This is a genomic window from Nonomuraea sp. NPDC050227, from assembly GCF_044459705.1.
GTDB lineage: Bacteria > Actinomycetota > Actinomycetes > Streptosporangiales > Streptosporangiaceae > Nonomuraea.
The window spans coordinates 160662-184098 of sequence record NZ_JBITJF010000013.1 but is presented as its reverse complement, the minus strand read 5'-3'; the positions used below and the strand labels follow the sequence as shown (position 1 = coordinate 184098).

The window sequence follows — 23437 nt, the reverse complement described above, 5'->3', positions numbered from 1 at the left end:
GACTGACGAGGGGGGAACGGGGATGTCGGACCGGCTGGAGCGCCTGCTGGCGGCCGCGGTGCCTGAGGTGTGCCCGGCGGCGGTCGCGCTGATCGCCGCGCACGGCACGGTGACCGCCGCCGCGGCGGTGGGCGAGCTGGTCAGGTACGCCGACGCCGAGCCGGCCACCGGATCGGACGCCGGGCCGGGGGCCCCCGGGACGCTCGCCGCCGATCGGCCCCCCGCGCGCCGGGACTCGGTGTTCGACCTGGCCTCGGTCAGCAAGCTCTTCACCACCGCGGCGGTGCTCTCGCTCACCGAGGAGGGCCTGCTCGACCTGGACGAGCCGGTCCGGTCGTGGCTCCCTGGGGCCGACCCGCGGATCACGCTGCGCCGCCTGCTCACCCACACGGCGGGCCTGACGCCGACCCGCCGGATCGACCTGGAGCTTCCGCAGGCCGGGCCGGACGAGCGCATGGCCGCGATGCTCACCACGCCGGTCACCGGCCCGGTCGGCGGCCCCTACCTCTACAGCGACGTCGGCATGGTGATGGCCGGCCGGATCGCCGAGCTGGCCGCGTCCGCCCCGCTCGACGTCCTGGTCCGCGCCCGGATCACGGACGTGCTCGGCCTTTCCGGCACCGGCTACCGCCCGGTCGGCGGCGGCGGGCCGGCCGAGCGCGTCGCCGCGACGGAGTTCAAGCCCGAACGCCCCGGCCCCGGCTGCGTGCGCGGCGAGGTGCACGACGAGACGGCCCACGCCCTGGGCGGGGTGGCCGGGCACGCGGGCCTGTTCGCCCCGGCGGACGACCTGCTGGCCTTCGGGGAGGCGCTGCGGCTGGGCGGTGGCGCGATGCTGAGCCCGTCGAACGTGGCGGAGATGACCCGCGACCAGGGGGCGGAGGGGGCCGCGTTCCGGCACGGGCTCGGCGTGCGGATCGGCGACCCCGGCATCGTGGGCCCGCTGAGCGGCGCCTACGGCCACTCCGGGTTCACCGGGACGTCGCTGGTGGTCGATCCGGCGCGCGGGCTGACCGTGGTGCTGCTGACCAACGCCGTCCATCCGGTGCGCGGGCGGCCGGGGATGCGCGAGCTGCGGTGCGCGGTGGCCGCCGAGGCGCTGCGGCACGTAGCGTGAACGCATGCCCGTGCAGCTGAACCACACCATCGTCGCCGCCACCGACCGGGACGCCACGGCCGCCTTCCTGGTCGACGTCCTCGGCCTGGAGCCCGCGCCGGTCTACGGCCCGTTCCGGGTCGTGACGCTGGCCAACGACGTCTCGCTCGACGTGATGCAGGCCGACGGCGAGGTGACCCCGCAGCACTACGCCTTCCTCGTCGGCGAGGAGGAGTTCGACCAGATCTGGGGGCGGATCAGGAGCCGCGGCCTGACGTTCTGGGCCGATCCGGGGCACACCAGGCCCGGCGTGATCAACACCCACGACGGCGGCCGCGGGCTCTACTGGTCGGGCCCCGACGGGCACAACCTGGAGATCATCACGGTCCCCTACGGCGGCGGTTAGGGCGCCAGCGCCTCCAGGGCCTCCTCGGCCCGGCGCATCGCCTCCCCGGCGTCTGCGGTGACGATCTCCTTGTCGAAGTTGAGGTCGTGGAAGACGTCCGTGACGCCCTCGGCGTCCAGGGCGGCGACGTCCTGCCTGATCTGCTCGTACGTGCCGGTCAGCGGCCGGCGGGCGTCCTCGGCGCCGGCGGGCCGCACCTGCGTGACGCCGCGGCACACGTAGCGGAACGAGGCCGCGTCGCGTCCGGCGCCGGCGATCGACTCCTTGATCAGTGCGATCCGGCCGGCGACCGCCGACAGGTCCTCCCTGCTGGAGCTGATCCAGCCGTCGGCCAGCCGGCCGGCCCGGCGCAGCGCGACCTCGGCGGTGCCGCCCAGCAGGATCTGCGGCGGTCCCGGCGCCGGCTTGGGGTCGATGTGGGAGGCCGGCACCCGGTAGAACTCGCCGTCGTGCTCGACGACGTCGTCCGTCCACGCCTTGCGCAGCAGCTCGACGAACTCCTCGCCCCGGCGCCCGCGGCGCTCCATGCCGACGCCCGCGGCCTCGAACTCCTCCGGCACCCAGCCGAGCCCGACGCCGGCGCTGACCCGGCCGCCGGAGAGGGTCTGCAGGGTGGCGAGCTGCTTGGCCAGCACGACCGGCTGCACGTACGCGTTCACCACGGCCACGCCCAGCCGGATCGTCCGGGTGACGCCGGACAGGTGCGCCAGCGTGACCAGCGGGTCGTGGACACTGCGGTAGGTCGGCCCCATGGGATGCCCGACGGGGTACAGCAGCCGCTGGAACGTCCAGAGCTCGTGGTAGCCCAGCTCCTCGGCCCGCGCGGCGACGCGGCGCATGTTCTCCGGTGTGGCCCAGGGCCCTGACTGGGGTACGGCGAAACCGATTCTCATGCTCCCAGTCTGACCGACCCGGGTGCGCGATCTCCCACCACACGAAGGGTGCAAGATCGACAAAAAGGGCATCTTTCTGATCAAGAAGCGCTAGCGTGAGGATGATCAACACGGCGCGTCCGCGCCGCCCCACGAGGAAGGACGATGCATGCGACAGAAGTCCGCACGGCTCGGCGTGGCACTGGCCATGGCCGGGGCCCTCGCCGTCGGCACCCTCTCCGTCGCCGCTCCGGCCGGCGCTTCGGCCACGAGCTGGACCCCGTACCAGGCGTACCGCACGCTGCAGAACTGCGTGTCGGCGGGCACCACGCTGCTCGTCACGAAGGGGTACAAGGAGTACGAGTGCCGCTGGGACAGCCCGTACTACATGCTCTGGCTCAGGAAGTAGGCGCGGTCAGGCTCGGCAGCGCCTGACGGCGGCCCTTCGCGAGGGCTCGGGTGGCTTCATCCGTCACCTGTGTCCCCGCTCCCGCCGCGCCCGGGCCCGCGCCCGCTCCAGTGAGGTCGCCCGCGCCAGCGCCGCACGCGCCCGCTCGATCTCCTCCTGGCCCGGACCGTCCGCCGCCTCGGGCTCGACCGCCCACCGCGCCGGCTCCCGGGCGGCCTCCTGGTCCGCGGGCCTCCCCCGGCGCGCCGCCGGACGCCGCTCACGGCGGCGCCGGGCGGCCTCCTGATCGTGCTCGCGCATCGCCTGGGCGGCCCGCGGCGAGCTCGCCCTCAGCCACTCGCGCGCCAGCGCCGCCCACTCCCTCGCTCCCGCCATCACGACGGCATTTACCCCCAACACTGCCCAATACTCTGTACGAGTGGGTCTAGAGGAGGAGCTGGCGGGCATCGCCGCGGCGTACGGCGGCACGGGCGAGCCCGTGCGACACCAGACACGCACCGACGTGGTCGTGTTACGGATGGGCGAGGTGGTGGTCAAGGCCCACTCCGCCCGCGACGAGGTGGAGCCGCTGCGCGCCCGCCTCAGGGCCGCCGCCGCGGCCGCGGTCAACGGCGTGCTGCTGGCCCCGCTGGAGGCCGAGGTGCTGACGGCGGCGGGCCGCGCGGTCAGCGTCTGGCCGGCCGGCCGCCCGGTCCCCCACGACGACCCCGGGTCCGCCCCCTGGGAGGAGGGCGCGCGGCTGCTGGCCCGGCTGCACGCCGTCCCCCTGACGGTGGTGCCGCCGATGCCGCCCGCCGGAGGCCCGGCGCGGGCCGCCCGCGCGGTGTCCAGGATGAGCGGCGACGGCCCGGTCGAGCAGCTCGTCAGGCACGCGTTCAAGGAGCTGCCCGAGCCCGCCCCGGTGCCGGGCCTGCTCACCCATGGCGACTGGCACCTGGGCCAGCTCGTCTGCCGCGACCGCTGGCTGCTCATCGACGTCGACGACCTGGGCGTCGGCGACCCGGCCTGGGACCTGGCGCGACCGGCCGCCTGGTACGCGGCGGGCCTGCTGGAACCGGCCGTCTGGGAGCGGTTCCTCGGCGCCTACCTGGCCTCCGGCGGCCCCGCGCTCGGCCAGGGCGACGATCCCTGGCAGCGGCTCGACCTGCCGGCCCGGGCGCTCACCGTGCAACTGGCCGCCGTGGCCGTGCTCAACGCCGAGCGCGAGAACCGGGAACTCGACGAGGTGGAGCACGCGTTAATCGAATCGTGCAGCAGAATCGTCCGAGCGTGACGGGGGCCGCACGCGGTAGGTTTCAGCCTGAGACCCCGGATCCAAGGAGAGCGACTTAGATGCAGTGCCCGAAGTGCCGCGGCAACATGCGGACATATGAGCGCAACGGCGTCCACATCGAGCAGTGCGACAACTGCCGTGGGATCTTCCTCGACTATGGCGAGCTGGAGACCCTGACCCGCATGGAGTCGCAGTACCACGCCGCTCCGCCGCCGCCCCCCGCCCCCGGGCCGGCCTGGGGCGCCCCCCACCACGGCGGTCACCACTACGGCCACCACCGCCAGCGCAGCTGGGTGGGCATGCTGTTCTCGACCTGATCGCCCCGGCAGCCGGAAAAGGGCCGCGCGTTCGCGCGGCCCTTTCGCGTGTGCGGGCCCGAGCGGGCCGGTCAGCTGGGGAAGTCGTCGGGGTTGACGGGCGCGGTGCGGGCGTTGCCGCCGGAGATGGCGTGCAGGGTGACCCGCCAGTCGTGCCAGAGGATCTGGGTGGCGGTGACCGTGGTCTTGAACTTCACCGACTTCTGGAACCGCTCGAAGCTGCACTGACGGCTGAAGGACCGGCTCTTGCCGTCCCAGTCCACGCCGTGGGTGAAGTAGATCTTGTACGTGCCGTCGGGCACGCCCCTGACCTTGAACTTGGCCTTCTTGCGCACGTACACGCTGAACGTCTTGCCGCCGCCCCTGACCGCCGTGACGACGGCGTCGCGGGTGCCGCCGTTGTCGACCTCCAGGGAGCTGCGTCCGCCGAGGGAGGTCCGGCGGATGAACGCGCCGTTCTTCAGCCGCCTGTTCTGCTTGCCGCCGGCCTTGACGGTGACGACGTCGGCCGGGTAGTCGCCGGCGCTCTGCAGCGCCTCGCCCGCCTTGTTCAGTGCGGTGAGCTTGGTGTTCAGGTCGCTCAGCACGGCCGAGGGGGTGCACAGCTCGCGGCTGCCGACCTTGCCCGCCGTGGAGCCGAGCTCGGTGGCGAAGTCGCGCAGGCTGGTGACGTACGCGTCGTGCTGGGCGCGGATCTCGGCGGGCGGGGCGATCGCGGACAGGGCGTCGGCGGCGCCGCTCAGCGCCTGCTCGGCCTTGTCCACGCGCTGGTTGAGCGCCTGGACCCCGCGCGCGCCGGCCAGGCCGCTGATCGCGCCGGTCATCGCCTTGTGCCTGCTGTCGAGCTCGCCCTTGTACGCCTCCGGCGTCAGGGCGCTGACGGCGGGGCTGGACCCCGACGAGGGGTCCCCGCTGGGATCGCCGCCGGGATCGCCGCTGAAGGCTCCGCCCTTGCCGTCCGCCACGCCGCTGACCTTCGGCTCACCGCCGGTCAGCGGTGGCGGAGAGGAGCAGGCGGCGAGCGTCACCGTCGCCAGGGCGAGAACGCAGGAGATCAACCGGGGTGAAGCCACCTGCCCCACTATTGCCCGGTTGATCCCCAGACGTCAATTACGATTCGGCCAGTCCCTCATCCCGATCCTGTCGCAGCCACCGGGTGATCCCCAGCGTCTCCAGGAACGGGACGTCGTGGCTGGCCACGACGAGCGCGCCCCGATAGGCCGCCAGCGCCTGGGAGAGCTGGCGAACGCTGGACATGTCCAGGTTGTTCGTCGGCTCGTCCAGCAGGAGCAGCTGCGGCGGCGGATCGGCCGACAGCAGCGCGGCCAGGGCGGCGCGGAACCGCTCGCCGCCCGACAGCGTGCCCACGGGCTGGTCGGCCCGCGTGCCGCGGAACAGGAAGCGGGCCAGCCGCGCCCGCACGTCGTTGACCGAGGCGGCCGGCGCCACGGCCCGGACGTTGTCCACGACGCTCAGGGCGTCGTCGAGCACGTCCAGCCGCTGCGGCAGGTACCCCACCGGGACGTGCGCGCCGTGCTCGACGATCCGGCGCAGCAGGGTCGTCTTGCCCGACCCGTTGGGCCCGAGCAGCGCGATGCGTTCGGGGCCCCGGACGTCCAGCCGGTCGAGCGCCTTGAGCCCGTCCCGGCCGGGCGTGCCGTCAGGGCCGTCGGGACGGTCGGGACGGTCGGGGCGGTCGGGGCGGTCGAGCGGCAGCGTCAGCAGGGTCCGGCCGGCCGGGACGGCGGTGCCGGGCAGCTCGACGCGGATCTCGGCGTCGTCGCGCACGGCCAGCTCCGCCTCGGTCAGCCTGCCCCTGGCCGCGGCCAGCCGCTCCTGGTGCAGCGCGCGGTGCTTGCCCGCCGACACCTGGGCCTTCATCGTGAGCCCGCCGGCGACGATCTTGGGCACCTTCTTGTTCTCGAACGCCTTCCGCGCGGTGCGGTTGCGCCGGTCGAGCTTGGTCCTGGCCTCGATCAGCTCACGCTGCTGCCGCCGCACCTCGCCCTCGGCGGTCCTGACCGTGCGCTCGGCCGCCTCCTGCTCTGCGGCGACCTGCTCCTCGTAGTCGCTCAGATTGCCGCCGTACAGGCGCACGGCGGCGTCGCGGAGCTCGGCGACCTGGTCCACGAGGTCGAGCAGCGCCCGGTCGTGGCTGACCACGACCAGCACCCCTGGGTACGCCGAGACCGCGGCGTAGAGCCGCCGCCGGGCGTCCAGGTCGAGGTTGTTGGTGGGCTCGTCGAGCAGCAGCACGGCGGGCCGCTTGAGGATCTGGGCGGCCAGCGCGACCATGACGGCCTCGCCGCCCGACAGCGTCGCGACCGTGCGGTCGAGCCCGACGTGGCCGAGCCCGAGCCGGTCGAGTTCGGCCCGCGCGCGTTCCTCGACGTCCCAGTCGTCCCCGATGGCGGTGAAGTGCTCCTCGGCGACGTCGCCGCTCTCGACGGCGTGCAGCGCGGCCCGCTTCCCGCTGATCTCCAGCAGGTCGGACACCGTGCGGCTGCCCTCCAGCGGCACGTTCTGCGGCAGGTACCCCACCTCGCCGGCGACCGAGACCGAGCCCGATCCCGGGGTCAGCTCCCCGGCAATGATCTTGAGCAGGGTGGACTTGCCCGACCCGTTCGCCCCGATGAGCCCGGTACGCCCGGCGGGGAAGGCGGCGTCGAGACCGTCGAGCACCATGGTCCCGTCGGGCCAGCCGAAGGACACGTGATCGACGACAATGGAGAAAGACATATGGCGGCTCCCATCACAAAAATCGAAATTTCGTGACTTGGCGGGAACACCGCTGCGCGCGACAACCAGACAGCTTGAGCTGCGAAGAACCGGGGCGAAGAGGTCGCCGAGGTCGAGGTGCGCACGCGACAGAGCCCGTGACCGGGCGGTAGGCGCGGTGCCCGCGGCCTCAGATCCTCACGTCAGCTGCCCCCAGGGGTCGGCGATACGACCCGGACACACTACCCGAAACACGACCGACGGGCAACGTCCCGGGCGCGATGGGCGGCCACGTTGACCCGGTTGGCGCAGGTCAGCGAGCAGAACCGGCGCCGCCCGTTACGCGAGGTGTCCACATAGACGGTCTCGCACCCCGTCCGGTCGCACCGCCCGAGCCGCCGCCCGTCGGAGAAGCAGACGGCCATGGCCAGGCCGCCCGCGGTGGTGTCCTTGGCCCTGGAGACGATGTCGGCCTCGGCGGAGAAGAAGTGCAGGTGGGGTTCGAGGCCGTCGTGGGTGCTGATGTGCGGCCTGGACGCGGTGATCTCCAGCAGCTCGTTGATCAGCCGCACCTGGACGCCGAGGTCGGGCTCCCCGAAGACGGGAGCCAGCCGGCGCGCCCAGGCCGCCAGCTCCGCCGCCTGGGCCGGGGTGACGTCCGTGCGCCACATGGCGTTGGCCGTGAGCGTCTCCCGCACCGCGGCCGGGCTGAAGTCGCTCGCGTTGACCAGGGCCGCGGCGAGTTCGGCGCCATTGCCGCCGTAAGTGTTGAAATGCACAAGGTCATTACATCAGGTTGGAGTCATGCATCCCGGAGAGCCGCACGACCCCTTCGCCCTGACCCTCGTCTCCTCCCACCGCACCTCCGAGGGCCTGGTCTCCTACCTGCGCTGCGCCTGCGGCGCGTGGGAGGTGCGCACGTCGCGGACGGTCGCGAGCGCCGGCCCGCCCCCGGCCGGCGGCAGGTCGATCACGGCCATCGACTGATCCGGCGCACTCGTCCTAGAGTCGGCGGCACACCCCTCAGGAGGTCAGGCATGTCCAGCATTCCCTCCCTGCTGCGCGACCGGATCGCGGCCACCCCCGACGCCGAGGCGTACCGGGTGCCGTCGGGCGAGGCGTGGACCTCCCTGTCGTGGAGCGAGGTCGGCGAGCGCGTCCGCGGACTGGCGCTGGGGCTGTCCAGGCTCGGCGCGGGGCCCGGCAGGCGCGTGTCGATCCTCTGCTCGACCAGGCTCGAATGGATCCTCGCCGACCTGGCCGTGCTCTCCACGGGCGCGGCCACCACCACCATCTACCCGTCGAACACGGCCGCCGAGTGCGCCTTCGTCATCACCGACTCCGGCAGCACGATCGTCATCGCCGAGGACGACGAGCAGGTGGCCAAGCTCAGGTCCGTGCAGAAGGAGCTGCCCGACGTCACGCGCGTGGTGGTCGTCGACGGCTCGGCGAGCGACGACGGCTGGGTGGTCACCCTCGACTCGGTCGGCCAGGGCGAGGGCGACGCGCCGGACGACTACGACGCCCTGGTGGACGCCATCGCCCAGGACGACCTGGCCACGCTCATCTACACCTCCGGCACCACCGGACGTCCCAAGGGCGTCGAGCTCACCCACGACAACTGGCTGTTCGCGGCCGGCTCGGTCCGCGAGATCGGCCTGCTGTCCCCCGGCGACCTGCACTTCCTGTGGCTGCCGCTGTCCCACTCGTTCGGCAAGCTGCTGGAGGTCGTGATGATCGACATCGGCGTGCCGACGGCGATCGACGGCCGCCTCGACCGCATCGCCGACAACCTGGGGGCGCTGCGCCCGACCGTGATGGCCGCCGCGCCGCGCATCTTCGAGAAGATCCACAACACGGTCGTCGCCACCGTGCGCCGCGAGGGCGGGGTCAAACTGCGCATCTTCGAGTGGGCGCGGGAGACCGGCCTGCGGGTCAGCAGGGCGCGGCAGCGCGAGGCGGCCGTCCCGCTCACCACCCGGGTCGAGCACGCGCTGGCCGACCGGCTGGTCTTCGCCAAGCTGCGGGCGCGCTTCGGCGGCCGGATCCGCTTCTTCATCTCCGGGGCCGCGCCGCTGTCGCGGGACGTGGCCGAGTTCTTCGACGGCGCCGGCCTGACGATCCTGGAGGGGTACGGCCTGACCGAGTCGTCGGCGGGCAGCTTCCTCAACCGTCCCGAGTCGGTGCGGTTCGGCACGGTCGGCCCGCCGCTGCCGGGCACCGAGGTCCACATCGCCGACGACGGCGAGATCCTCATCGGCGGGCGCGGCGTGATGCGCGGCTACCACGGCCTGCCCCAGGAGACGGCCGAGGCGCTGACGGACGGCTGGCTGCACACCGGCGACATCGGCGAGCTCGACCAGGCCGGCCGGCTGCTGATCACCGACCGCAAGAAGGAGCTGATCAAGACCTCGGGCGGCAAGTACGTCGCCCCCACCTACCTGGAGGGCCGGATCAAGGCCGCCTGCCCGTTCGCCTCGCACGTCTTCGTGCACGGCGACCGCCGCAACTACGTGACGGCGCTGGTCACCCTCGACATGGACGTCGTGCGCCCGTGGGCCGAGGCCGAGTCGCTGCCGGCCGACCCCGAGGCGCTGTGCGGGCACCCGCGCATGCGCGAGGAGGTCGACAAGGCGATCCGGCAGGTCAACGCCGACCAGGCCAGCTACGCCACGGTCAAGAAGTTCGCGATCCTGGCCGGCGACTTCACCGTGGAGACCGGCGAGCTGACGCCCAGCCTCAAGATCAGGCGCAAGGCCGTCGAGGAACGCCACGCCGACGTCCTCGACGGCTTCTACGCCGACTGACGACGCCCGCCGACCGACGGCGGCGGACCCGAGGACCCGCCGCCGTCCGGCGGGCCTGGCGCCGAGGCCCGTCGTCTCACTCCTGGCCGGAGGGCTTGCGGAACTGCTCGATCAGCGCCGTGTAGCCCTCGCCGCCGTGGCCCGCCGCGACGGCCCGGCCGGCCAGCTCCCTGATGAAGCGCGGCAGCGTGGCGTCCACGCCGTGCGACTCGCTCTCGTGCACGAGGTGGTCCATGGCGGCGACGTGCGTGTCGAGGGTCGAGTCGGTGGCCGGGTGCGCGCCCTCGTCGATCTGCCGCGCGTAGTCGGCCAGCCAGCCGGCCACGGTCTCGACGCCGTTCCGCGCGACCGGGGCGAACGCCGCCGCCTCCACCCCGGCGGCCCCGAGCAGCGCGGCGCCCTGGAGGAAGCCGTTGAGGATGTTCCACATCAGGCTCAGCACCCCGACGTCGTAGAGCGCCGACAGGCCGTGGTCCGCGCCGAGGTACGTCGTCGCGCTGCCGAGGCTGCGCAGGGCCGGCTCGTGCAGGTCGAAGGCCGATCGCGGGCCGCTGTAGAGCAGGGCGGCCGCCGGGGTGCCGATGGCGGCGGGGGTGGTCATGATCGCGCCGTCGAGGTAGGCGCCGCCGTGCCGGGCCACCCGCGCGGCGGTGTCGCGGGCCTCGGCGGAGGTGCCGGAGGTGAGGTTGACCAGCACCCGGCCGTCCAGGGCTTCGGCCAGCGGGTCGAGCACCTCGCGCACGGCGTCGTACCCGGTCAGGCAGACGACCACGAGCGGGGCGGCGGTCACGGCCTCCAGCGCCGACCCGGCCCGTACGGCGCCCTGCCCGGCCAGCCGGTCGGCCTTGGCCGCCGTACGGTTCCAGACGGTCGTCGGCCGGCCGTCGCGCAGGAACGCCCCGGCCAGCGCCTCCCCCATCAGCCCCAGGCCGAGGACGGTCACGGGGGTACGGCTTTCCTTCGTCATCACAGTCGCTCTCCCAAAAGAGGTGGTTCAGCAGCTATGGGAGAATCGTCAACGTTCAGACCGGTATGAAGGTCAAGGGGGACGGCCGTGCTGATCGGTGACCTGAGCCGGCGGACCGGCGTCCGCCCGCACCAGTTGCGCTACTACGAGGCCCAGGGCCTGCTGGAGCCCAGCCGCCGCGCCAGCGGCTACCGCGAGTACGACGACGGGGCCGTGCTGACCGTGGCCCAGATCAGGAAGCTGCTCGACGCCGGGCTGTCGACCGACGAGATCGCGTACCTGCTGCCCTGCGTCACGGGCCCCGACCCCGATCTGGTGCCCTGCCCCGAGCTGCTGGACACGTTGCGCGCCCGGCTGCGCGGCCTCGACGAGCAGATCGACACGCTCAGCCGCTCCCGGCGCGCCCTGCGCGGCTACCTGGAGACCACCGAACGGCGCGCGCCGGCCGATGAGGCCGGCCGGGCCCCCGCGGGAGCGCGACCGGCCTGATCGGACGCCGGGGAGGCGGTCAGCAGGACAGGTTGCCGCCGGGGGCGACGCCGAGGATCTGGGTGAACCGCTGGTAGGCGTTGACCCGGCTCTGCACCTGGCCCGGGTTGCCGCCGTTGCACTCCAGGCTGCCGTTGATGCTGCGGATGGTCTCGCCGAAGCCGCGGCTGTTGACCATGGCGTCGTGCGGGGTCATGGTGCCGGGGCCGTTCTGGGTCATCCAGTACCACAGCGCGGTCTTCCAGGCCACGGACGCGTTCCGTTCCACCTGCCAGGGGTCGTTCAGCAGGTTGATGCCGAGGGCGTCGCCGGCGGCCTTGTAGTTGAAGTTCCAGCTCAGCTGGATGGGCCCGCGGCCGTAGTAGGCGGCCTGCCCGGCCGGGCAGCCGTAGGGCTGGGTCGCGTCGCAGTAGTGCGGGTAGTTCGCGGTGTTCTGCTCGACGATGTAGACCAGCCCGCCGGTCTCGTGGCTGACGTTGGCCAGGAAGGCGGCGGCCTCCTGCTTCCTGACGGTGGCCGAGCCGGTCCCGGCGAAGGCGGGGAAGGCGGCGATGGCCGTGGTCAGGCCGCTGTAGCTGTAGAAGGAGTTGCGGCCGGGGAACATCTGGTCGAACTGCGCCTGACTCACCACGAAGCCTCCCGGGTCCGGCGGGTCGGTGGGCGTGCCGCCGCCGTCGCACGCGTACGGGTCCCAGTACCAGGTGCTGATCACGGGGTCGTAGCCGGGATTGTCGTGGACGGCGATGTAATAGTTGCCGTCGGTGTATCGCACGATGCTGCCGGTGGCGTAGTACCGGCCGGCCACCCAGTTCGGGTGGTCGCAGCCTGGCGTGGGGGTACCGCCGCCGCCGCAGGCGCCCTGGTCGGCCCAGACCGCGGCGGTGCCGGGGGTCTCGTTCTGCGTCCACCACCTGGCCGACCAGTTGTGCCCGCCGCGGGACACCACCGCGCCGCCGTTGTAGGCCGTCGAGGCGTTCCACGGCGTCGCGCACGTGGCCGCCCCGGCCGGCGGGGCCGGCACGACGGCCGACAGGACGCCCGCCACCAGCAGCGCGGCGGCGAACAGCGTCAGGCTCCGGCGCACCCCGATCACTTCCCTTCACGGAATCTCTTAAGAAAGTTTCCTAAGAGTTAGCGCGATGGTGGCACGCCGCCAAGGGCCCGGCAAGGCCCAAAGTCAAGCCCGCAGTCAGAGGACGCGCCTGGCCCCCGGCAACGACCGGACCGCGTACGCCAGCCCCCAGCACAACGGCAGCGACACCGCCAGCACGAGGGCGAACTTGACGACCGCCGCCGCGTGCAGCCCCCGCACCGCCCAGGCCACGGCGACCAGCACCAGCGGATGGATGACGTAGACCGCGTAGGCGTTGCCGGCCAGGAACCTGCCGCGCGGCCCCTGCCCGGCGAACCGCTCCCTGAACAGCACCGTCAGCCCGACGATCATGCCGACGGCGACCACGGACTCCCACAGGGCCATGGCCGCCGACGCCACCAGGCCCGTGGTCAGGCTCGACACCGGCAGCAGCACCAGGCTCGCCACGCCCGTGACGGCGAACCCGGCGCGGGCCGCCCGCCTGGGCAGCGCCTCGAACCAGCCGCGCCGGAAGGCGACCACGCCGGCCGTGAACATCGCCGCGTACTGCGGCAGGAAGTAGGGCGTGGGCAAGCCCAGCACCGGCACGTACGTGCCCTGCGGCACCGGGACGCGCCACAGGACGGTGACCGCCGCCAGCCCCAGGGTGAACAGCACGACGCCCTTCAGGCTCGGCGCCCCGGCCGCCTGCCCGCCGGACCTGCCCGCACGCCGCCACCACGCGTAGATCAGGGCGAAGACGATCAGCACCTCGACGAACCACATCGGCCCCGGGTCCCACGAGACGACGTACCACTTCCAGAACGGCATGCCGTGGTCGCCGAGCGTCAGCAGCGGCCGCAGCAGCAGGACGAAGACCAGCAACGGCACCCCGAGCCTGACCAGCCGGTCGCGGACGAACGCCCGCCCGCCCTTGCGGTCGTGGGAGCCGGGGGTGAAGAAGCCGGAGATGAGGAAGAAGAACCCCATGAAGAACGCCTGGTTGAAGACCACCAGGAGGTCGAGCGCCACCCCGGAGGGGTCGGTGGCCGGTTCGGCGTAGTACCAGATCGGGATGTTGCCGTACGTGACGGCGACGTGATGGGCGACGACCAGCGCGGTCAGCAGTACGCGCAGGTTGTCGATCGCGAGGAGTCTCGTGCCGGTCTCGGTCTTCATCGCCTGCATGCCCTCTCGAACAGGTCGGCCAGCTCCGCGGCGTGCGCGTCGAGGTCGTGGTCGGGGTTCGCCACCCAGTAGGCGAACATGTTGTCGATGGCGGAGGAGTGGGTGATGGCCATGACGCGCCGGTCGAAGTCGCGGAACTCGCCGGTGGCCTGGCCGTAGGCGTAGATCTGCTCCATCGCCTGGTAGAGCTCCTCGTTGGCCTTCACGCCGTAGCGCGGCTGACCGTCGGCGGTGCGCAGGTTGTAGAAGATCTCGCCGAGGGCCTTGAGCCGGGTGCGGTGCCCGCGCATGTGCTCGGTGACCGCGAGGATGTGCGTCCGCAACATCGCGGTGGGGCCCTCGACGCCCTCGATCCGCGCCATGACGTGTGCGGCGATCTCGCCGTAGACGCTGTTGACCACCTCCTCCATCAGCTCTTCCTTGCCGGCGAAGTGGTAGGAGATGACGCCCTTGCTGATGCCCGCGTGCTGGGCGATGCGCGCCAGCGACGCCTGACCGAACCCGACCTCGGCGATCACCTCCACGGCCGAGGCGATGATCTGCGCCCGCCTGGCCTCCTCGATGAACGAGCGCGCCTTCTGGCCGCCCGACTGATTTTCTGACCGCATGGCCAAAATCTAGCACAGGCGGCCAGAAACGCGAGTGGGTCAGGGGTCGCACAGGGGTCGCACAGGGGTCGGAAACCGCGAGAGGCCAGGGACCGCGCCGGGGTCAGGGATCGCGCCGGGGTCAGGACAGGCGGTCGCGGTAGATCTCCCTGGCCTGGTCCAGCAGGGCGACGTGGTCGGCGAGCTGGCCGGGGGCGGTCAGGCGGGCGTGCGACCTGATCAGCTCCTCCAGCAGGTCCAGCCACTCCAGGCACCAGCGCACGTCGTCCCGCCTGGCCACCCGGCGGCCGGCCAGGTCCACGTAGACGGGGCTGGTCAGGGCGTAGCCGGTGCCGGTCATGGTGCGCGGGTGGGGGTCGCACACGACCTCGGCCAGCACGTACGTCGGCTCGTCCACGCGCAGGTCGGCCGTCACGGTCAGGCGCTCCTCGCCGTCCGGGCGCCGTTCGCCGTCCCGGAGCCGTTCGCCGGCCGGGAGCCGTTCCGCGCCCGCGCGGACGCCCTCGGCCGTGCGGACGCGCACGGCGGCCACCTCCGGGCCGATCGCGGTGGCGGTGACCCGGACGAGGTCGCCGGGGCGGGCGTCGATGACGTGGCCGGGGCCGTGCCCGTCCACCGTCAGCTCCAGCCAGGGGCCGGTGGTGGCGAACGTGCGGCCCGCCCGTACGGCGTCGGCGAACGCGCGGGCGGTCAGCTCACCCTCCACCCGGGCGTAGACGCGGGCCCAGCCGGGCGGGTTGGACTGGTTGTCCGAACGCGTGAAGGAGATCATCGAGTCGGTCCCGGCGGTGACGGCGAGCCGGTTGCCGGCGCCGATCAGCCGCCGGTAGACGGCCGCCGTGGACGGGATCGAGGCGTGGGTGAGCACGTCGAGGCTGTCCACCAGGCCGAGCGCGGCGTCGGCGACCAGCTCGCGGGCCGCGCAGTTGCGCGGCGCCGGGGAGACGACGGCCCTGGGCGGATCGCCGTCGGCGAGCGGCGTGGCGAAGGGGTGGCTGTAGCCGAGGACCGCGCCGAGGCCGCGCAGCTCGCGCAGCCCCTCGGCGTTCGGCGGCCAGTCGGCGTCGCCGGCGAACCCGGTGTGGAACCGGCCCGGCGCGCGCTCCGGGGCGAAGGCGTAGACGTGGCCGAGCAGATCGTTGCGGTACTCGACGCCCATGCGGGCCAGGTGGGTGGCGTCGGACCAGGGCAGGTCCTCCCCCGCCCAGTGGTCGAGGGCCTCCCGGTCGTAGACGCGCGGCCCTGAGACGTTCCCGGCGAGCAGGTTGAGCACGTGCAGGTCCTCGCCGAGCTGGGCGGCGGCCGCGTCGGCGGGCAGGCCCACCAGGTCGCCGGCCCAGTTGAGGTGGACGTGCAGGTCTCCGCCGTACCAACCGCGGGCGGCGGCGTCGTAGAGGCGTTCCGGGGTGAGCCGGACCACGCGTTCCTCGCCCGGGGCCAGGGTGACGTCCAGGGCGGACTCGGTGTACTCCATGCCCCGGGTGACGGTGATCGTCAGCGGTTCGGCCGGGACGTCGAGGGTGCGGCCGTCACCGTGGAAGTAGGGCCTGCCGTGGTAGTCGTGCCGGGCCGGGACGCCGGGCGGGTACCAGCCGCGGCCGTCCCGGGAGGCGACGCTCCACCGGCACGGCTCCCCCGCCACCAGCGTGAGCCGGGCGACTGGGACCGGGCGCAGCAGGGGATCGAGCCGGACGCGCTGCCCGTCGGCCATGATCACGCTGCCGGCGTCGGCCTCGACCAGCCAGGCCCCGTGGGGGGCCAGCTCGCGGCGGGCGTCGTCCACGCTGACCGGGCAGGGGGTGTCGCGGGAGGAGTCGACGAGCAGGAAGATCTTCTCCGCACCGCGTCCGGAGGGCGGCGGCGGCGCCTCAACGGCCGTCGCGGGCCGGGCGTCCGCGACCGGCACCGCGCCCACCCCGCGCGGGCCCGAGTACGGCTCTCCCGGGGTCAGGACGGTGATCGGCGCTCCGCGCAGCTCGATCCGGTCGGGGCCGACGCGCAGCGCGGTCAGGTGGGGCGGCAGCTCGCCGGCGAGGGCGTCGCGCAGCACCCGGTCGTAGTCGGGCTCGGCGAGATGGGCGGCCAGCCGGTCGATCGGCTGCCCCGGGTGCAGCCGCGCGGCCTCCTCGAAGGCCAGGCGCCAGAACGTGCCGAACAGCGAGGGCGGCAGCACCCTGCGCCGGGCGAAGAACTTCACGTAGTGGATCTCCGGCTCGCCCCAGGTGATGCCGTGCTCGGCCAGCAGGCGACCGTACTCCTCCAGGGCCTCCGCGACCGTTCCGGGCAGCATCGGTTCCGCACACATCTGCGCTTCTCCCCACGTCGGTTGCGCGACATCGTGACATGTCCCGCTCAAGCCGTCGGATCGGAGATGACGCTGTGGATGGGGATATTTCTCCCCCGGGCGCAAGTCTGTTCCTCCGGGGAGTGGAGAGCTCCGGGCGCCCGCCGCCGGACGTCAGAGCCGCTCGAACACCGACAGCCGGACGTCAGGGCCACTCGAACAGCCACGGCCGGATGTCAGGGCCGCTTGAACACCGACAGCAGGCGGTCGGCGGCGAGCGCGGGGGTGAGCTCCCCCGCCAGCACCTCCCGCTCGACCTCCGCCGTGATCGCCGCCACCTCGGGGTCGTGGCGCAGCTCGGCGAGCAGGCGGTCGCGGACCAGCGTCCAGGTCCACTGGACCTGCTGACGGCGGCGCTTGGCGGCCAGGTCCAGCGAGTCCTGATGGGCCAGGATCCGCCGCCACAGCTCCTCCAGGCCGTCGCCGGTGAGCCCGCTGCACGTCAGGACGGGCGGCGGCCCGGCGTCCGAGCGGAGCATGCGCAACGCTCCGGCCAGCTCCCTGGCCGCCTTCCTGGCCGCGAGCTCGTACTCGCCGTCGGCCTTGTTGACCGCGATCACGTCGGCCAGCTCCAGCACGCCCTTCTTGATCCCCTGGAGCTGGTCGCCGGTACGGGCCAGGGTGAGCAGCAGGAACGTGTCCACCATGTCGGCCACGGCGGTCTCCGACTGCCCGACCCCGACGGTCTCGACCAGCACCACGTCGAACCCGGCGGCCTCCACCACGACCATGGCCTCCCTGGTCGCCTTCGTGACGCCGCCGAGCGTGCCGGAGGTCGGCGACGGGCGAATGAACGCGGCCGGATCGACCGACAACCGGGCCATCCGGGTCTTGTCGCCGAGGATGCTGCCGCCCGTCCTGGTCGAGGAGGGGTCGACGGCCAGCACGGCCACCCGGTGCCCCTGGCCGGTGAGGTACGTGCCGAGCGCGTCGATGAAGGTGGACTTGCCCACTCCGGGCACGCCCGAGACGCCGACCCGGCGGGCCCGGCCGGACAGCGGGGTGAGCTCGACGAGCAGCCGCTGGGCCAGCGCCATGTGGTCCGGTCTGGTCGACTCGACCAGGGTGATCGCGCGGGCGATCCACGTACGGGAGCCTGCCCGTACGCCTTGGGCGTAGTCCTCCAGCGAGCGCACGCGGTTCACCCCTTTCTTCTCATTGATCAGCCTAACTTCTGACAAGTCCGGTTATTTGCCAGTAAGGTGCTGGAGTTCTGATCACAGCCGTCACAGGAGTCACTCCCCTCATGCCCAACGTCGAACCCCTCCGCGAGGGCGATCCGGCGGCGGTGGGACCCTACCGGCTGGCCGGGCGGCTCGGCGCGGGCGGCCACGGTGTCGTCTACCTCGCCCGCGGCCGCGACGGCGGTCCGGTGGCCGTCAAGGTGCTCGCCGAGGGCGTCACCGCCGGTGAGCCGTTCGCCAGGGAGATCGCCGCCGCCCGTGCCGTGGAGCCGTCCTGCGTCGCGCGGGTGCTGGACGCCTCGGTCAGGGGCCGGCCGTACGTCGTCACCGAGTACGTGGACGGGCCCTCGCTCCAGGACGCCGGCGCCCTGCGCGGCGCGGACGAGCTGCGGCGGCTGGCGGTGACGACCGCGACGGCGCTGGCCGAGGCGCACCGGGCGGGCGTCGCGCACCGCGACTTCAAGCCGTCCAACGTGCTGCTCGGGCCGGACGGTCCGCGGGTGACCGACCTCGGCGTCTCGGCGGCGTTCGGGACGGGGGTGAGCGCGACCGGCGCCATCACGGGCACGCCCGCGTACATGGCGCCCGAGCAGCTCTCGGGACGGGAGGCGGGCGCGCCCGCGGACGTGTTCGCGTGGGCGTCGGTGATCGTCTTCGCGGCGACGGGCATGCCGCCGTTCGGCGAGGACTCGCTGCCGGCGGTGATCAACCGCATCCTGCACGACGAACCCCGCACCGGCGACCTGCCGCAACCACTGCTCGGCGTGGTCCTCGCCTGCCTGGCCAAGGACCCCGCCCGCCGCCCGCCCATGGCCGACGTCCTCCGCCACCTGCTCACCATCCCCGCCTCCGCCTCCGGCCCCTCCCCCCACCCGGCGCCCTCCGGCCCCTCGCCTCGCCCGTCCCTCTCCGGAACGCCGACCCGCCCGGCACCCGCCGGGGCGCCGGCTCGCCCCGCGCCCGCCGCAGGGCCGGGGGTCGCGTCGGGGACCACCGGGCTGCGTCTGGTCGCGGGCACGCCGCCCCTCCCCCACGGGGGCTCGCCGGCCCCACAGGTCCCCGCCTCACAGGTCCCGGCCTCACAGGTCCCGGCCTCACAGGTCCCGGCCTCACAGGTCCCGGCCCCGCAGGCCGCCACGCCGGGAGCCGCGCCCAAGGTCAAGGTGCGGCGGCGGGTGAAGACGGCGATGGTGGCCGGGGTCTCCGGGGTGTCCGTGCTGGTGTTGTCGGGTGCGATCGTGTGGCTCACTCCCTCGACGCCCACGCCCAAGGCCACCCACGTGGCCGACGTGACCACCGCCCCCACCCCCGCGCCCACCCCCGGCACCGCGACCTCCCCCACCCGACGCCCACGACACACCCGCACACCGGTCCCCGGGCCGCAGGACGAGAGCACCTCCGGCGCCACCCCGGCCCCCGACCGCCTCACCCTGGCCTCCCTGCGCCCGTCCGGCGGCACCAGGAACGGCGACTGCTGGGACGGCACGGTACGGCTCCAGGCGGCGGTGACCAGGACCGGCGACCCGGTCACCCTCCGGTACACCTGGATCGTCGACGGCACGGTCACCGCCCGCTCCTCGGCCACGGTCGCCGAGGACGCCCCCCGCCACCTGACCTCGCCGACCGCGCTGACGACCGCCGGCCTCCACAGCGTCACGCTGCGGATCACCGCGCCGATCACCCGTCAGCGCACCGTCGCCGTCACCATCTGCGACGACGCCCTCTGACCCGGGCGAGCCGCCCGGAGGGTCACGGGGCGGCCGATGACCCGCCGAGCCGCCCGCAGCGCTACGGGCGGGCGGAGAGCGTCCGGAGCAGGTCGAGGGCGGCGTCGGCGATCACCGTGCCCGGCGGGAAGATGGCGGCGGCGCCGGCGGCGCGCAGCTCGTCGTGGTCGCCCGGCGGGATGACGCCGCCCACCACGATCATGATGTCCGCGGCGTCGAGGTCGGCCAGGGCGCGCCGCAGCGCGGGCACCAGCGTGAGGTGCCCGGCCGCCAGCGACGAGACGCCCACGATGTGCACGTCGGCCTCGACCGCCTGCCTGGCCACCTCTTCCGGCGTCTGGAACAGCGGGCCGACGTCGACGTCGAAGCCCAGGTCGGCGAAGGCGGTGGCGATCACCTTCTGGCCCCGGTCGTGGCCGTCCTGGCCCATCTTGGCGACCAGGATGCGCGGGCGGCGGCCCTCGTCCCGCTCGAAGTCGGCGCAGGCCAGGCGGACGCGCTCGATGGCCTCGGCGTTGCCGGACTCGTCGCGGTACACACCGGAGATGGTACGCACCTGCTCGGCGTGCCGGCCGAACACCCGCTCCAGGGCGTCGGAGATCTCGCCGACGGTGGCCTTGGCGCGGGCGGCGTCCACGGCGAGCTTGAGCAGGTTGGCGTCGAGGCCCGGCGCGGGGTTCTCGGCGGCCTTGGTGAGCGCGTCGAGCGCGCGCTGCACGGCCTCGCCGTCGCGTTCGGCCCGGAGACGGGCCAGCTTGTCGAGCTGCTGGGCGCGTACGGCGCTGTTGTCGACCTTGAGCACCTCGATGGGCTCGTCGTCGGCGGCGCGGTACTTGTTGACCCCGATGACCGGCTGGCGGCCGGAGTCGATGCGCGCCTGGGTACGGGCCGCGGCCTCCTCGATGCGCAGCTTGGGCAGGCCCGCCTCGATGGCCCTGGCCATGCCGCCGGCCTCCTCGACCTCCTCGATGTGGGCCCAGGCGCGCTCGGCGAGGTCGTGGGTGAGCCGCTCGACGTAGTAGGAGCCGCCCCAGGGGTCGATGACCTGGGTGGTGCCCGACTCCTGCTGCAGGAGGAGCTGGGTGTTGCGGGCGATGCGGGCCGAGAAGTCGGTGGGCAGCGCGAGCGCCTCGTCGAGGGCGTTGGTGTGCAGCGACTGGGTGTGGCCCTGGGTGGCGGCCATGGCCTCGACGCAGGTGCGGGCGACGTTGTTGAAGACGTCCTGGGCGGTGAGCGACCAGCCGGAGGTCTGGCTGTGCGTGCGCAGGCTCAGCGACTTGGGGTTGGCCGCCCCGAACCGCGACACCAGCTTGGCCCACAGCAGCCGGGCGGCGCGCAGCTTGGCGACCTCCATGAAGAAGTTCATGCCGATGCACCAGAAGAACGACAGCCGGGGGGCGAACCGGTCGACGTCCATCCCGGCGGCGATGCCGGCGCGCAGGTACTCGACGCCGTCGGCGAGGGTGTAGGCGAGTTCGAGGTCGCAGGTCGCCCCGGCTTCCTGGATGTGATACCCAGAAATGCTGATCGAGTTGAACTTCGGCATCTTTTCGCTCGTATAAGCGAAAATATCCGAGATTATGCGCATCGAAGGGGCCGGCGGGTAGATGTAGGTGTTGCGGACCATGAACTCCTTGAGGATGTCGTTCTGGATGGTCCCGGCCAGCTCCTCCGGCGCGACGCCCTGCTCCTCGGCCGCCACGATGTACATCGCGAGCACGGGCAGCACCGCGCCGTTCATGGTCATCGACACCGACATGCGGTCGAGCGGGATGCCGTCGAAGAGCTGCCGCATGTCGTAGATGGAGTCGATCGCCACCCCGGCCATGCCCACGTCGCCGGCCACGCGCGGGTGGTCGGAGTCGTAGCCCCGGTGCGTGGCCAGGTCGAAGGCGACCGACAGGCCCTTCTGCCCGGCCGCCAGGTTGCGCCGGTAGAAGGCGTTGGAGTCTTCGGCCGTGGAGAAGCCCGCGTACTGGCGGATCGTCCAGGGCTGGTTGACGTACATGGTGGGGTAGGGCCCGCGCAGGTACGGGGCCACGCCGGGATAGGTGCGCAGGAAGTCGAGCCCGTCGAGGTCGGCGGCCGTGTAGAGCGGCTTGACCCCGATGCCCTCGGGCGTCTCCCACACCTCGCCCCCGGGGACGGCCGCCGCGCCGGAGCCGGCCCCCGGCCCGAGCGGGACGCCCGAGAAGTCGGGGATCATCGCAGCACCTCCAGGTCCTCGAACGTCTGACGGAGCACGGCGAGCGCGTCGCACCCCGCGTAGAGGCAGGCGTCCACGCCCTCGTAGTCTCCCTTCCCCGCCAGCCAGACGCGTCTCGCCCCCGCGTGCCGCAGGGCGGCGGCCACGGCGCGGGCGTGCTGGGCGTACAGCTTGTCGGTGGAGCACAGGCAGGCGACGGCGGCGCCGCTCACGGCGAAGGCGGTGGCGATCTGCTCAGGGTCGGCGCCCGGCCCGGCGGTCTCGGTGGCCAGGCCGCCGGCGTGGAACAGGTTGGCGGCGAAGGAGGCTCGCGCGGTGTGCGCGGCGACCGGGCCGATGGTGGCCAGGAACACCTTCGGACGCTCGGGCAGGGCGTCGGCGACGTCGCGCAGCGCCTCGAACTCCTGGGCGTAGCGGGCCACCGGCCGCCCGGCGGGAGCGGGCGGCCGGCGCAGCGGCTTCTCGCCGGGATCGGGGAACTCGCTGACGCCGGTGATCGGGAAGCGGCGGTGGGCGATGTCGTCGTCGCGGCGGGCCCGGGTGGCCGCGACGCGCCGCTCGATCAGCTCGCCGGCGGCCTCAACGCCTCCGGCGGCCTCGATCTCCTGGAACCACGCCCAGGCACGCTCGGCCAGGTCGGCGGTGCGGCGCTCGACGTACCAGGAGCCGCCGGCGGGGTCGGCCACCCGCCCGATCCCCGACTCCTCCAGCAGCAGCGACTGCGTGTTGCGGGCGATGCGCCGGGAGAAGGCGTCGGGCAGGCCGAGCGCGGCGTCGAACGGCTGCACGGTGACCGCCTCCGCCCCGCCGACGCCCGCCGCGAAGCAGGCCAGCGTGGTGCGCAGCATGTTCACCCAGGGGTCGCGGGCGGTCATCATGGCCGCGCTGGTGACGGCGTGCTGGCGCTGGCCGCCGTGCTCGGCGGCGCCGCACACCTCGGCCACCCTGGCCCACAACCGGCGCGCCGCGCGCAGCTTGGCGATGGTGGCGAACTGGTCGGCGGTGGCGGCGTACCGGAAGTCGATCTGGCCTAGCGCTTGCTCAACAGTGAGGCCGGCGCCGGTGAGCGTGCGCAACTCGGCCACGCCCCGCGCGATCGAGCAGCCCAGCTCCTCGGCGTCGGCGGCGCCCGCGTCGTGGTACGGCGTGGCGTCGACCATGACCGCGCGCAACCCCGGGACCGCGACGCACCGCCCGGCCAGCTCCGCCCCCTCGACGCCGCTCGCGCCCAGGTTGCCGCTGGGCGTGACGCCCTGCGCGGCGGCCAGGCCGAACAGCGCCTCGGCGGCCTCCCGCGTGTGCTCCCCCGCCTCCAGCACGATCGGGGCCAGGTCGAGGTAGACGTCCTTCAGCACGGCGGGCAGCGCCCCCACCGGGATCGCGCCGTCGCCGACGACCAGCCAGAGCGAGGTGACGCCGTTCTCCAGATCGGCCAGCACCGCCTCGGGGTCGGCCACGGCGTGCCGCTGCCGGACGTCCCAGCCGGGCCGCGCCCGCGCCCCCCGCGTGAACGGCGGCGCGCCCGGCAGCCCCGGATCGCCCGGCAGGTCGCCCGCGTCGTAGAGCGGCATGACCGGCACGCCGTCGTAGGTCGGGCTGGACAGCGCCTCCTCGGGCGAGCCCGCCTCGACCCCCGACTTGCGCAGGACCTCGACCGCCAGCCTCCGCCAGTCGTCGCGAGTGGTGGGAGGAAAGCCCGCTGCCAGTTCCATGCAACGGATAGTAGGCGCTGCCCGGCCGCCGCAGTAATCCGG

Annotated in this window: 22 protein-coding genes; 9 read left to right on the top strand and 13 right to left on the bottom strand. The window is 73.4% G+C overall.

Annotated features, from left to right (window positions below):
• Positions 1–22: 22 nt before the first annotated feature.
• Complete coding sequence (locus ACIBK9_RS40610) at positions 23–1117, top strand: serine hydrolase domain-containing protein (RefSeq protein ID WP_397164196.1); 1095 nt, start codon at positions 23–25, stop codon at positions 1115–1117.
• 4 nt (positions 1118–1121) lie between these two features.
• Positions 1122–1502 (top strand): VOC family protein, encoded by a 381-nt coding sequence (locus tag ACIBK9_RS40605; RefSeq protein ID WP_358293224.1) that lies wholly within the window; start codon positions 1122–1124, stop codon positions 1500–1502.
• Here ACIBK9_RS40605 and ACIBK9_RS40600 read toward each other — a convergent pair.
• Positions 1499–2395 (bottom strand): TIGR03619 family F420-dependent LLM class oxidoreductase, encoded by an 897-nt coding sequence (locus ACIBK9_RS40600; RefSeq protein WP_397164194.1) that lies wholly within the window; start codon positions 2393–2395, stop codon positions 1499–1501. The genes ACIBK9_RS40605 and ACIBK9_RS40600 overlap by 4 nt on opposite strands.
• Before the next feature lie 148 nt (positions 2396–2543).
• Here ACIBK9_RS40600 and ACIBK9_RS40595 point away from each other — a divergent pair, with 148 nt between their 5' ends.
• Entirely contained in the window at positions 2544–2783 is a 240-nt protein-coding gene (locus tag ACIBK9_RS40595) for a hypothetical protein (RefSeq protein WP_352331431.1), read from the top strand.
• A 63-nt stretch (positions 2784–2846) separates the two neighbouring features.
• Here ACIBK9_RS40595 and ACIBK9_RS40590 read toward each other — a convergent pair whose 3' ends face one another.
• Positions 2847–3161: a hypothetical protein gene (locus ACIBK9_RS40590; protein ID WP_397164192.1), complete on the bottom strand. Its 315-nt coding sequence runs from the start codon at positions 3159–3161 to the stop codon at positions 2847–2849.
• A gap of 40 nt (positions 3162–3201) precedes the next feature.
• On the opposite strand from ACIBK9_RS40590, the gene ACIBK9_RS40585 reads away from it, so the two are divergent.
• Together ACIBK9_RS40585 and ACIBK9_RS40580 are read left to right on the top strand one after the other, a co-directional pair.
• Complete coding sequence (locus tag ACIBK9_RS40585; protein WP_364389668.1) at positions 3202–4056, top strand: phosphotransferase; 855 nt, start codon at positions 3202–3204, stop codon at positions 4054–4056.
• Between the two features lie 59 nt (positions 4057–4115).
• Positions 4116–4373: a zf-TFIIB domain-containing protein gene (locus ACIBK9_RS40580; RefSeq protein ID WP_352331027.1), complete on the top strand. Its 258-nt coding sequence runs from the start codon at positions 4116–4118 to the stop codon at positions 4371–4373.
• A 71-nt stretch (positions 4374–4444) separates the two neighbouring features.
• Here ACIBK9_RS40580 and ACIBK9_RS40575 read toward each other — a convergent pair whose 3' ends face one another.
• The 3 genes from ACIBK9_RS40575 to ACIBK9_RS40565 form a co-directional block, all read right to left on the bottom strand.
• Positions 4445–5446 carry a hypothetical protein gene (locus ACIBK9_RS40575; protein WP_397164190.1) on the bottom strand — a complete coding sequence of 334 codons (1002 nt, stop codon included), beginning with the start codon at positions 5444–5446 and terminating at the stop codon, positions 4445–4447.
• Positions 5447–5483: 37 nt separating this feature from the next.
• Entirely contained in the window at positions 5484–7112 is a 1629-nt protein-coding gene (locus ACIBK9_RS40570; protein ID WP_397164188.1) for an ABC-F family ATP-binding cassette domain-containing protein, read from the bottom strand.
• Positions 7113–7333: 221 nt separating this feature from the next.
• Positions 7334–7870, bottom strand: coding sequence for a CGNR zinc finger domain-containing protein (locus ACIBK9_RS40565; RefSeq protein ID WP_358293235.1), 537 nt, complete (start codon positions 7868–7870; stop codon positions 7334–7336).
• Positions 7871–7895: 25 nt separating this feature from the next.
• On the opposite strand from ACIBK9_RS40565, the gene ACIBK9_RS40560 reads away from it, so the two are divergent.
• Together ACIBK9_RS40560 and ACIBK9_RS40555 are read left to right on the top strand one after the other, a co-directional pair.
• Entirely contained in the window at positions 7896–8078 is a 183-nt protein-coding gene (locus ACIBK9_RS40560) for a hypothetical protein (RefSeq protein ID WP_352354135.1), read from the top strand.
• Between the two features lie 50 nt (positions 8079–8128).
• Positions 8129–9898, top strand: coding sequence for an AMP-dependent synthetase/ligase (locus ACIBK9_RS40555; protein WP_397164185.1), 1770 nt, complete (start codon positions 8129–8131; stop codon positions 9896–9898).
• A 76-nt stretch (positions 9899–9974) separates the two neighbouring features.
• Here the strand turns inward: ACIBK9_RS40555 and ACIBK9_RS40550 are convergent, their stop codons facing one another.
• Positions 9975–10865 (bottom strand): NAD(P)-dependent oxidoreductase, encoded by an 891-nt coding sequence (locus ACIBK9_RS40550; RefSeq protein WP_397164183.1) that lies wholly within the window; start codon positions 10863–10865, stop codon positions 9975–9977.
• An 87-nt stretch (positions 10866–10952) separates the two neighbouring features.
• Here ACIBK9_RS40550 and ACIBK9_RS40545 point away from each other — a divergent pair, with 87 nt between their 5' ends.
• Positions 10953–11354, top strand: a complete 402-nt coding sequence (locus ACIBK9_RS40545) for a MerR family transcriptional regulator (RefSeq protein WP_352354129.1) — start codon at positions 10953–10955, stop codon at positions 11352–11354.
• 19 nt (positions 11355–11373) lie between these two features.
• Here the strand turns inward: ACIBK9_RS40545 and ACIBK9_RS40540 are convergent, their stop codons facing one another.
• From ACIBK9_RS40540 to meaB, 5 genes are all read right to left on the bottom strand, one after another.
• Positions 11374–12438: a glycoside hydrolase family 19 protein gene (locus tag ACIBK9_RS40540; protein WP_358293245.1), complete on the bottom strand. Its 1065-nt coding sequence runs from the start codon at positions 12436–12438 to the stop codon at positions 11374–11376.
• A 105-nt stretch (positions 12439–12543) separates the two neighbouring features.
• Positions 12544–13605, bottom strand: a complete 1062-nt coding sequence (locus tag ACIBK9_RS40535; RefSeq protein WP_397164182.1) for an acyltransferase — start codon at positions 13603–13605, stop codon at positions 12544–12546.
• Positions 13602–14222 carry a TetR/AcrR family transcriptional regulator gene (locus ACIBK9_RS40530; RefSeq protein WP_397164180.1) on the bottom strand — a complete coding sequence of 207 codons (621 nt, stop codon included), beginning with the start codon at positions 14220–14222 and terminating at the stop codon, positions 13602–13604. Before ACIBK9_RS40530 ends, ACIBK9_RS40535 begins: the two co-directional genes overlap by 4 nt.
• 121 nt (positions 14223–14343) lie before the next feature.
• Positions 14344–16527, bottom strand: a complete 2184-nt coding sequence (locus ACIBK9_RS40525; RefSeq protein ID WP_397164178.1) for a CehA/McbA family metallohydrolase — start codon at positions 16525–16527, stop codon at positions 14344–14346.
• A gap of 215 nt (positions 16528–16742) precedes the next feature.
• Positions 16743–17711: a methylmalonyl Co-A mutase-associated GTPase MeaB gene (gene meaB, locus ACIBK9_RS40520; RefSeq protein WP_352354119.1), complete on the bottom strand. Its 969-nt coding sequence runs from the start codon at positions 17709–17711 to the stop codon at positions 16743–16745.
• A gap of 101 nt (positions 17712–17812) precedes the next feature.
• Between meaB and ACIBK9_RS40515 the strand changes: the two genes are divergently transcribed.
• Positions 17813–19477 (top strand): protein kinase, encoded by a 1665-nt coding sequence (locus ACIBK9_RS40515; protein ID WP_397164176.1) that lies wholly within the window; start codon positions 17813–17815, stop codon positions 19475–19477.
• A gap of 61 nt (positions 19478–19538) precedes the next feature.
• Here ACIBK9_RS40515 and scpA read toward each other — a convergent pair whose 3' ends face one another.
• Positions 19539–21683 (bottom strand): methylmalonyl-CoA mutase, encoded by a 2145-nt coding sequence (gene scpA, locus ACIBK9_RS40510; RefSeq protein ID WP_397164174.1) that lies wholly within the window; start codon positions 21681–21683, stop codon positions 19539–19541.
• The gene (locus ACIBK9_RS40505; protein WP_397164172.1) at positions 21680–23395 is read right to left on the bottom strand and encodes a methylmalonyl-CoA mutase family protein; all 1716 of its coding nucleotides are present in this window, start codon (positions 23393–23395) and stop codon (positions 21680–21682) included. Before ACIBK9_RS40505 ends, scpA begins: the two co-directional genes overlap by 4 nt.
• Between the last annotated feature and the right edge of the window lie 42 nt (positions 23396–23437).

Bases quoted from the DNA above. Each gene is read 5' to 3' on its own strand.
- ACIBK9_RS40610 (WP_397164196.1), top strand. From the start codon at position 23: ATGTCGGACCGGCTGGAGCGCCTGCTGGCGGCCGCGGTGCCTGAGGTG.
- ACIBK9_RS40605 (WP_358293224.1), top strand. From the start codon at position 1,122: ATGCCCGTGCAGCTGAACCACACCATCGTCGCCGCCACCGACCGGGAC.
- ACIBK9_RS40600 (WP_397164194.1), bottom strand. From the start codon at position 2,395: ATGAGAATCGGTTTCGCCGTACCCCAGTCAGGGCCCTGGGCCACACCG.
- ACIBK9_RS40595 (WP_352331431.1), top strand. From the start codon at position 2,544: ATGCGACAGAAGTCCGCACGGCTCGGCGTGGCACTGGCCATGGCCGGG.
- ACIBK9_RS40580 (WP_352331027.1), top strand. From the start codon at position 4,116: ATGCAGTGCCCGAAGTGCCGCGGCAACATGCGGACATATGAGCGCAAC.
- ACIBK9_RS40570 (WP_397164188.1), bottom strand. From the start codon at position 7,112: ATGTCTTTCTCCATTGTCGTCGATCACGTGTCCTTCGGCTGGCCCGAC.
- ACIBK9_RS40560 (WP_352354135.1), top strand. From the start codon at position 7,896: ATGCATCCCGGAGAGCCGCACGACCCCTTCGCCCTGACCCTCGTCTCC.
- ACIBK9_RS40555 (WP_397164185.1), top strand. From the start codon at position 8,129: ATGTCCAGCATTCCCTCCCTGCTGCGCGACCGGATCGCGGCCACCCCC.
- ACIBK9_RS40550 (WP_397164183.1), bottom strand. From the start codon at position 10,865: ATGACGAAGGAAAGCCGTACCCCCGTGACCGTCCTCGGCCTGGGGCTG.
- ACIBK9_RS40535 (WP_397164182.1), bottom strand. From the start codon at position 13,605: ATGAAGACCGAGACCGGCACGAGACTCCTCGCGATCGACAACCTGCGC.
- ACIBK9_RS40530 (WP_397164180.1), bottom strand. From the start codon at position 14,222: ATGCGGTCAGAAAATCAGTCGGGCGGCCAGAAGGCGCGCTCGTTCATC.
- ACIBK9_RS40525 (WP_397164178.1), bottom strand. From the start codon at position 16,527: ATGTGTGCGGAACCGATGCTGCCCGGAACGGTCGCGGAGGCCCTGGAG.
- ACIBK9_RS40515 (WP_397164176.1), top strand. From the start codon at position 17,813: ATGCCCAACGTCGAACCCCTCCGCGAGGGCGATCCGGCGGCGGTGGGA.
- scpA (WP_397164174.1), bottom strand. From the start codon at position 21,683: ATGATCCCCGACTTCTCGGGCGTCCCGCTCGGGCCGGGGGCCGGCTCC.
- ACIBK9_RS40505 (WP_397164172.1), bottom strand. From the start codon at position 23,395: ATGGAACTGGCAGCGGGCTTTCCTCCCACCACTCGCGACGACTGGCGG.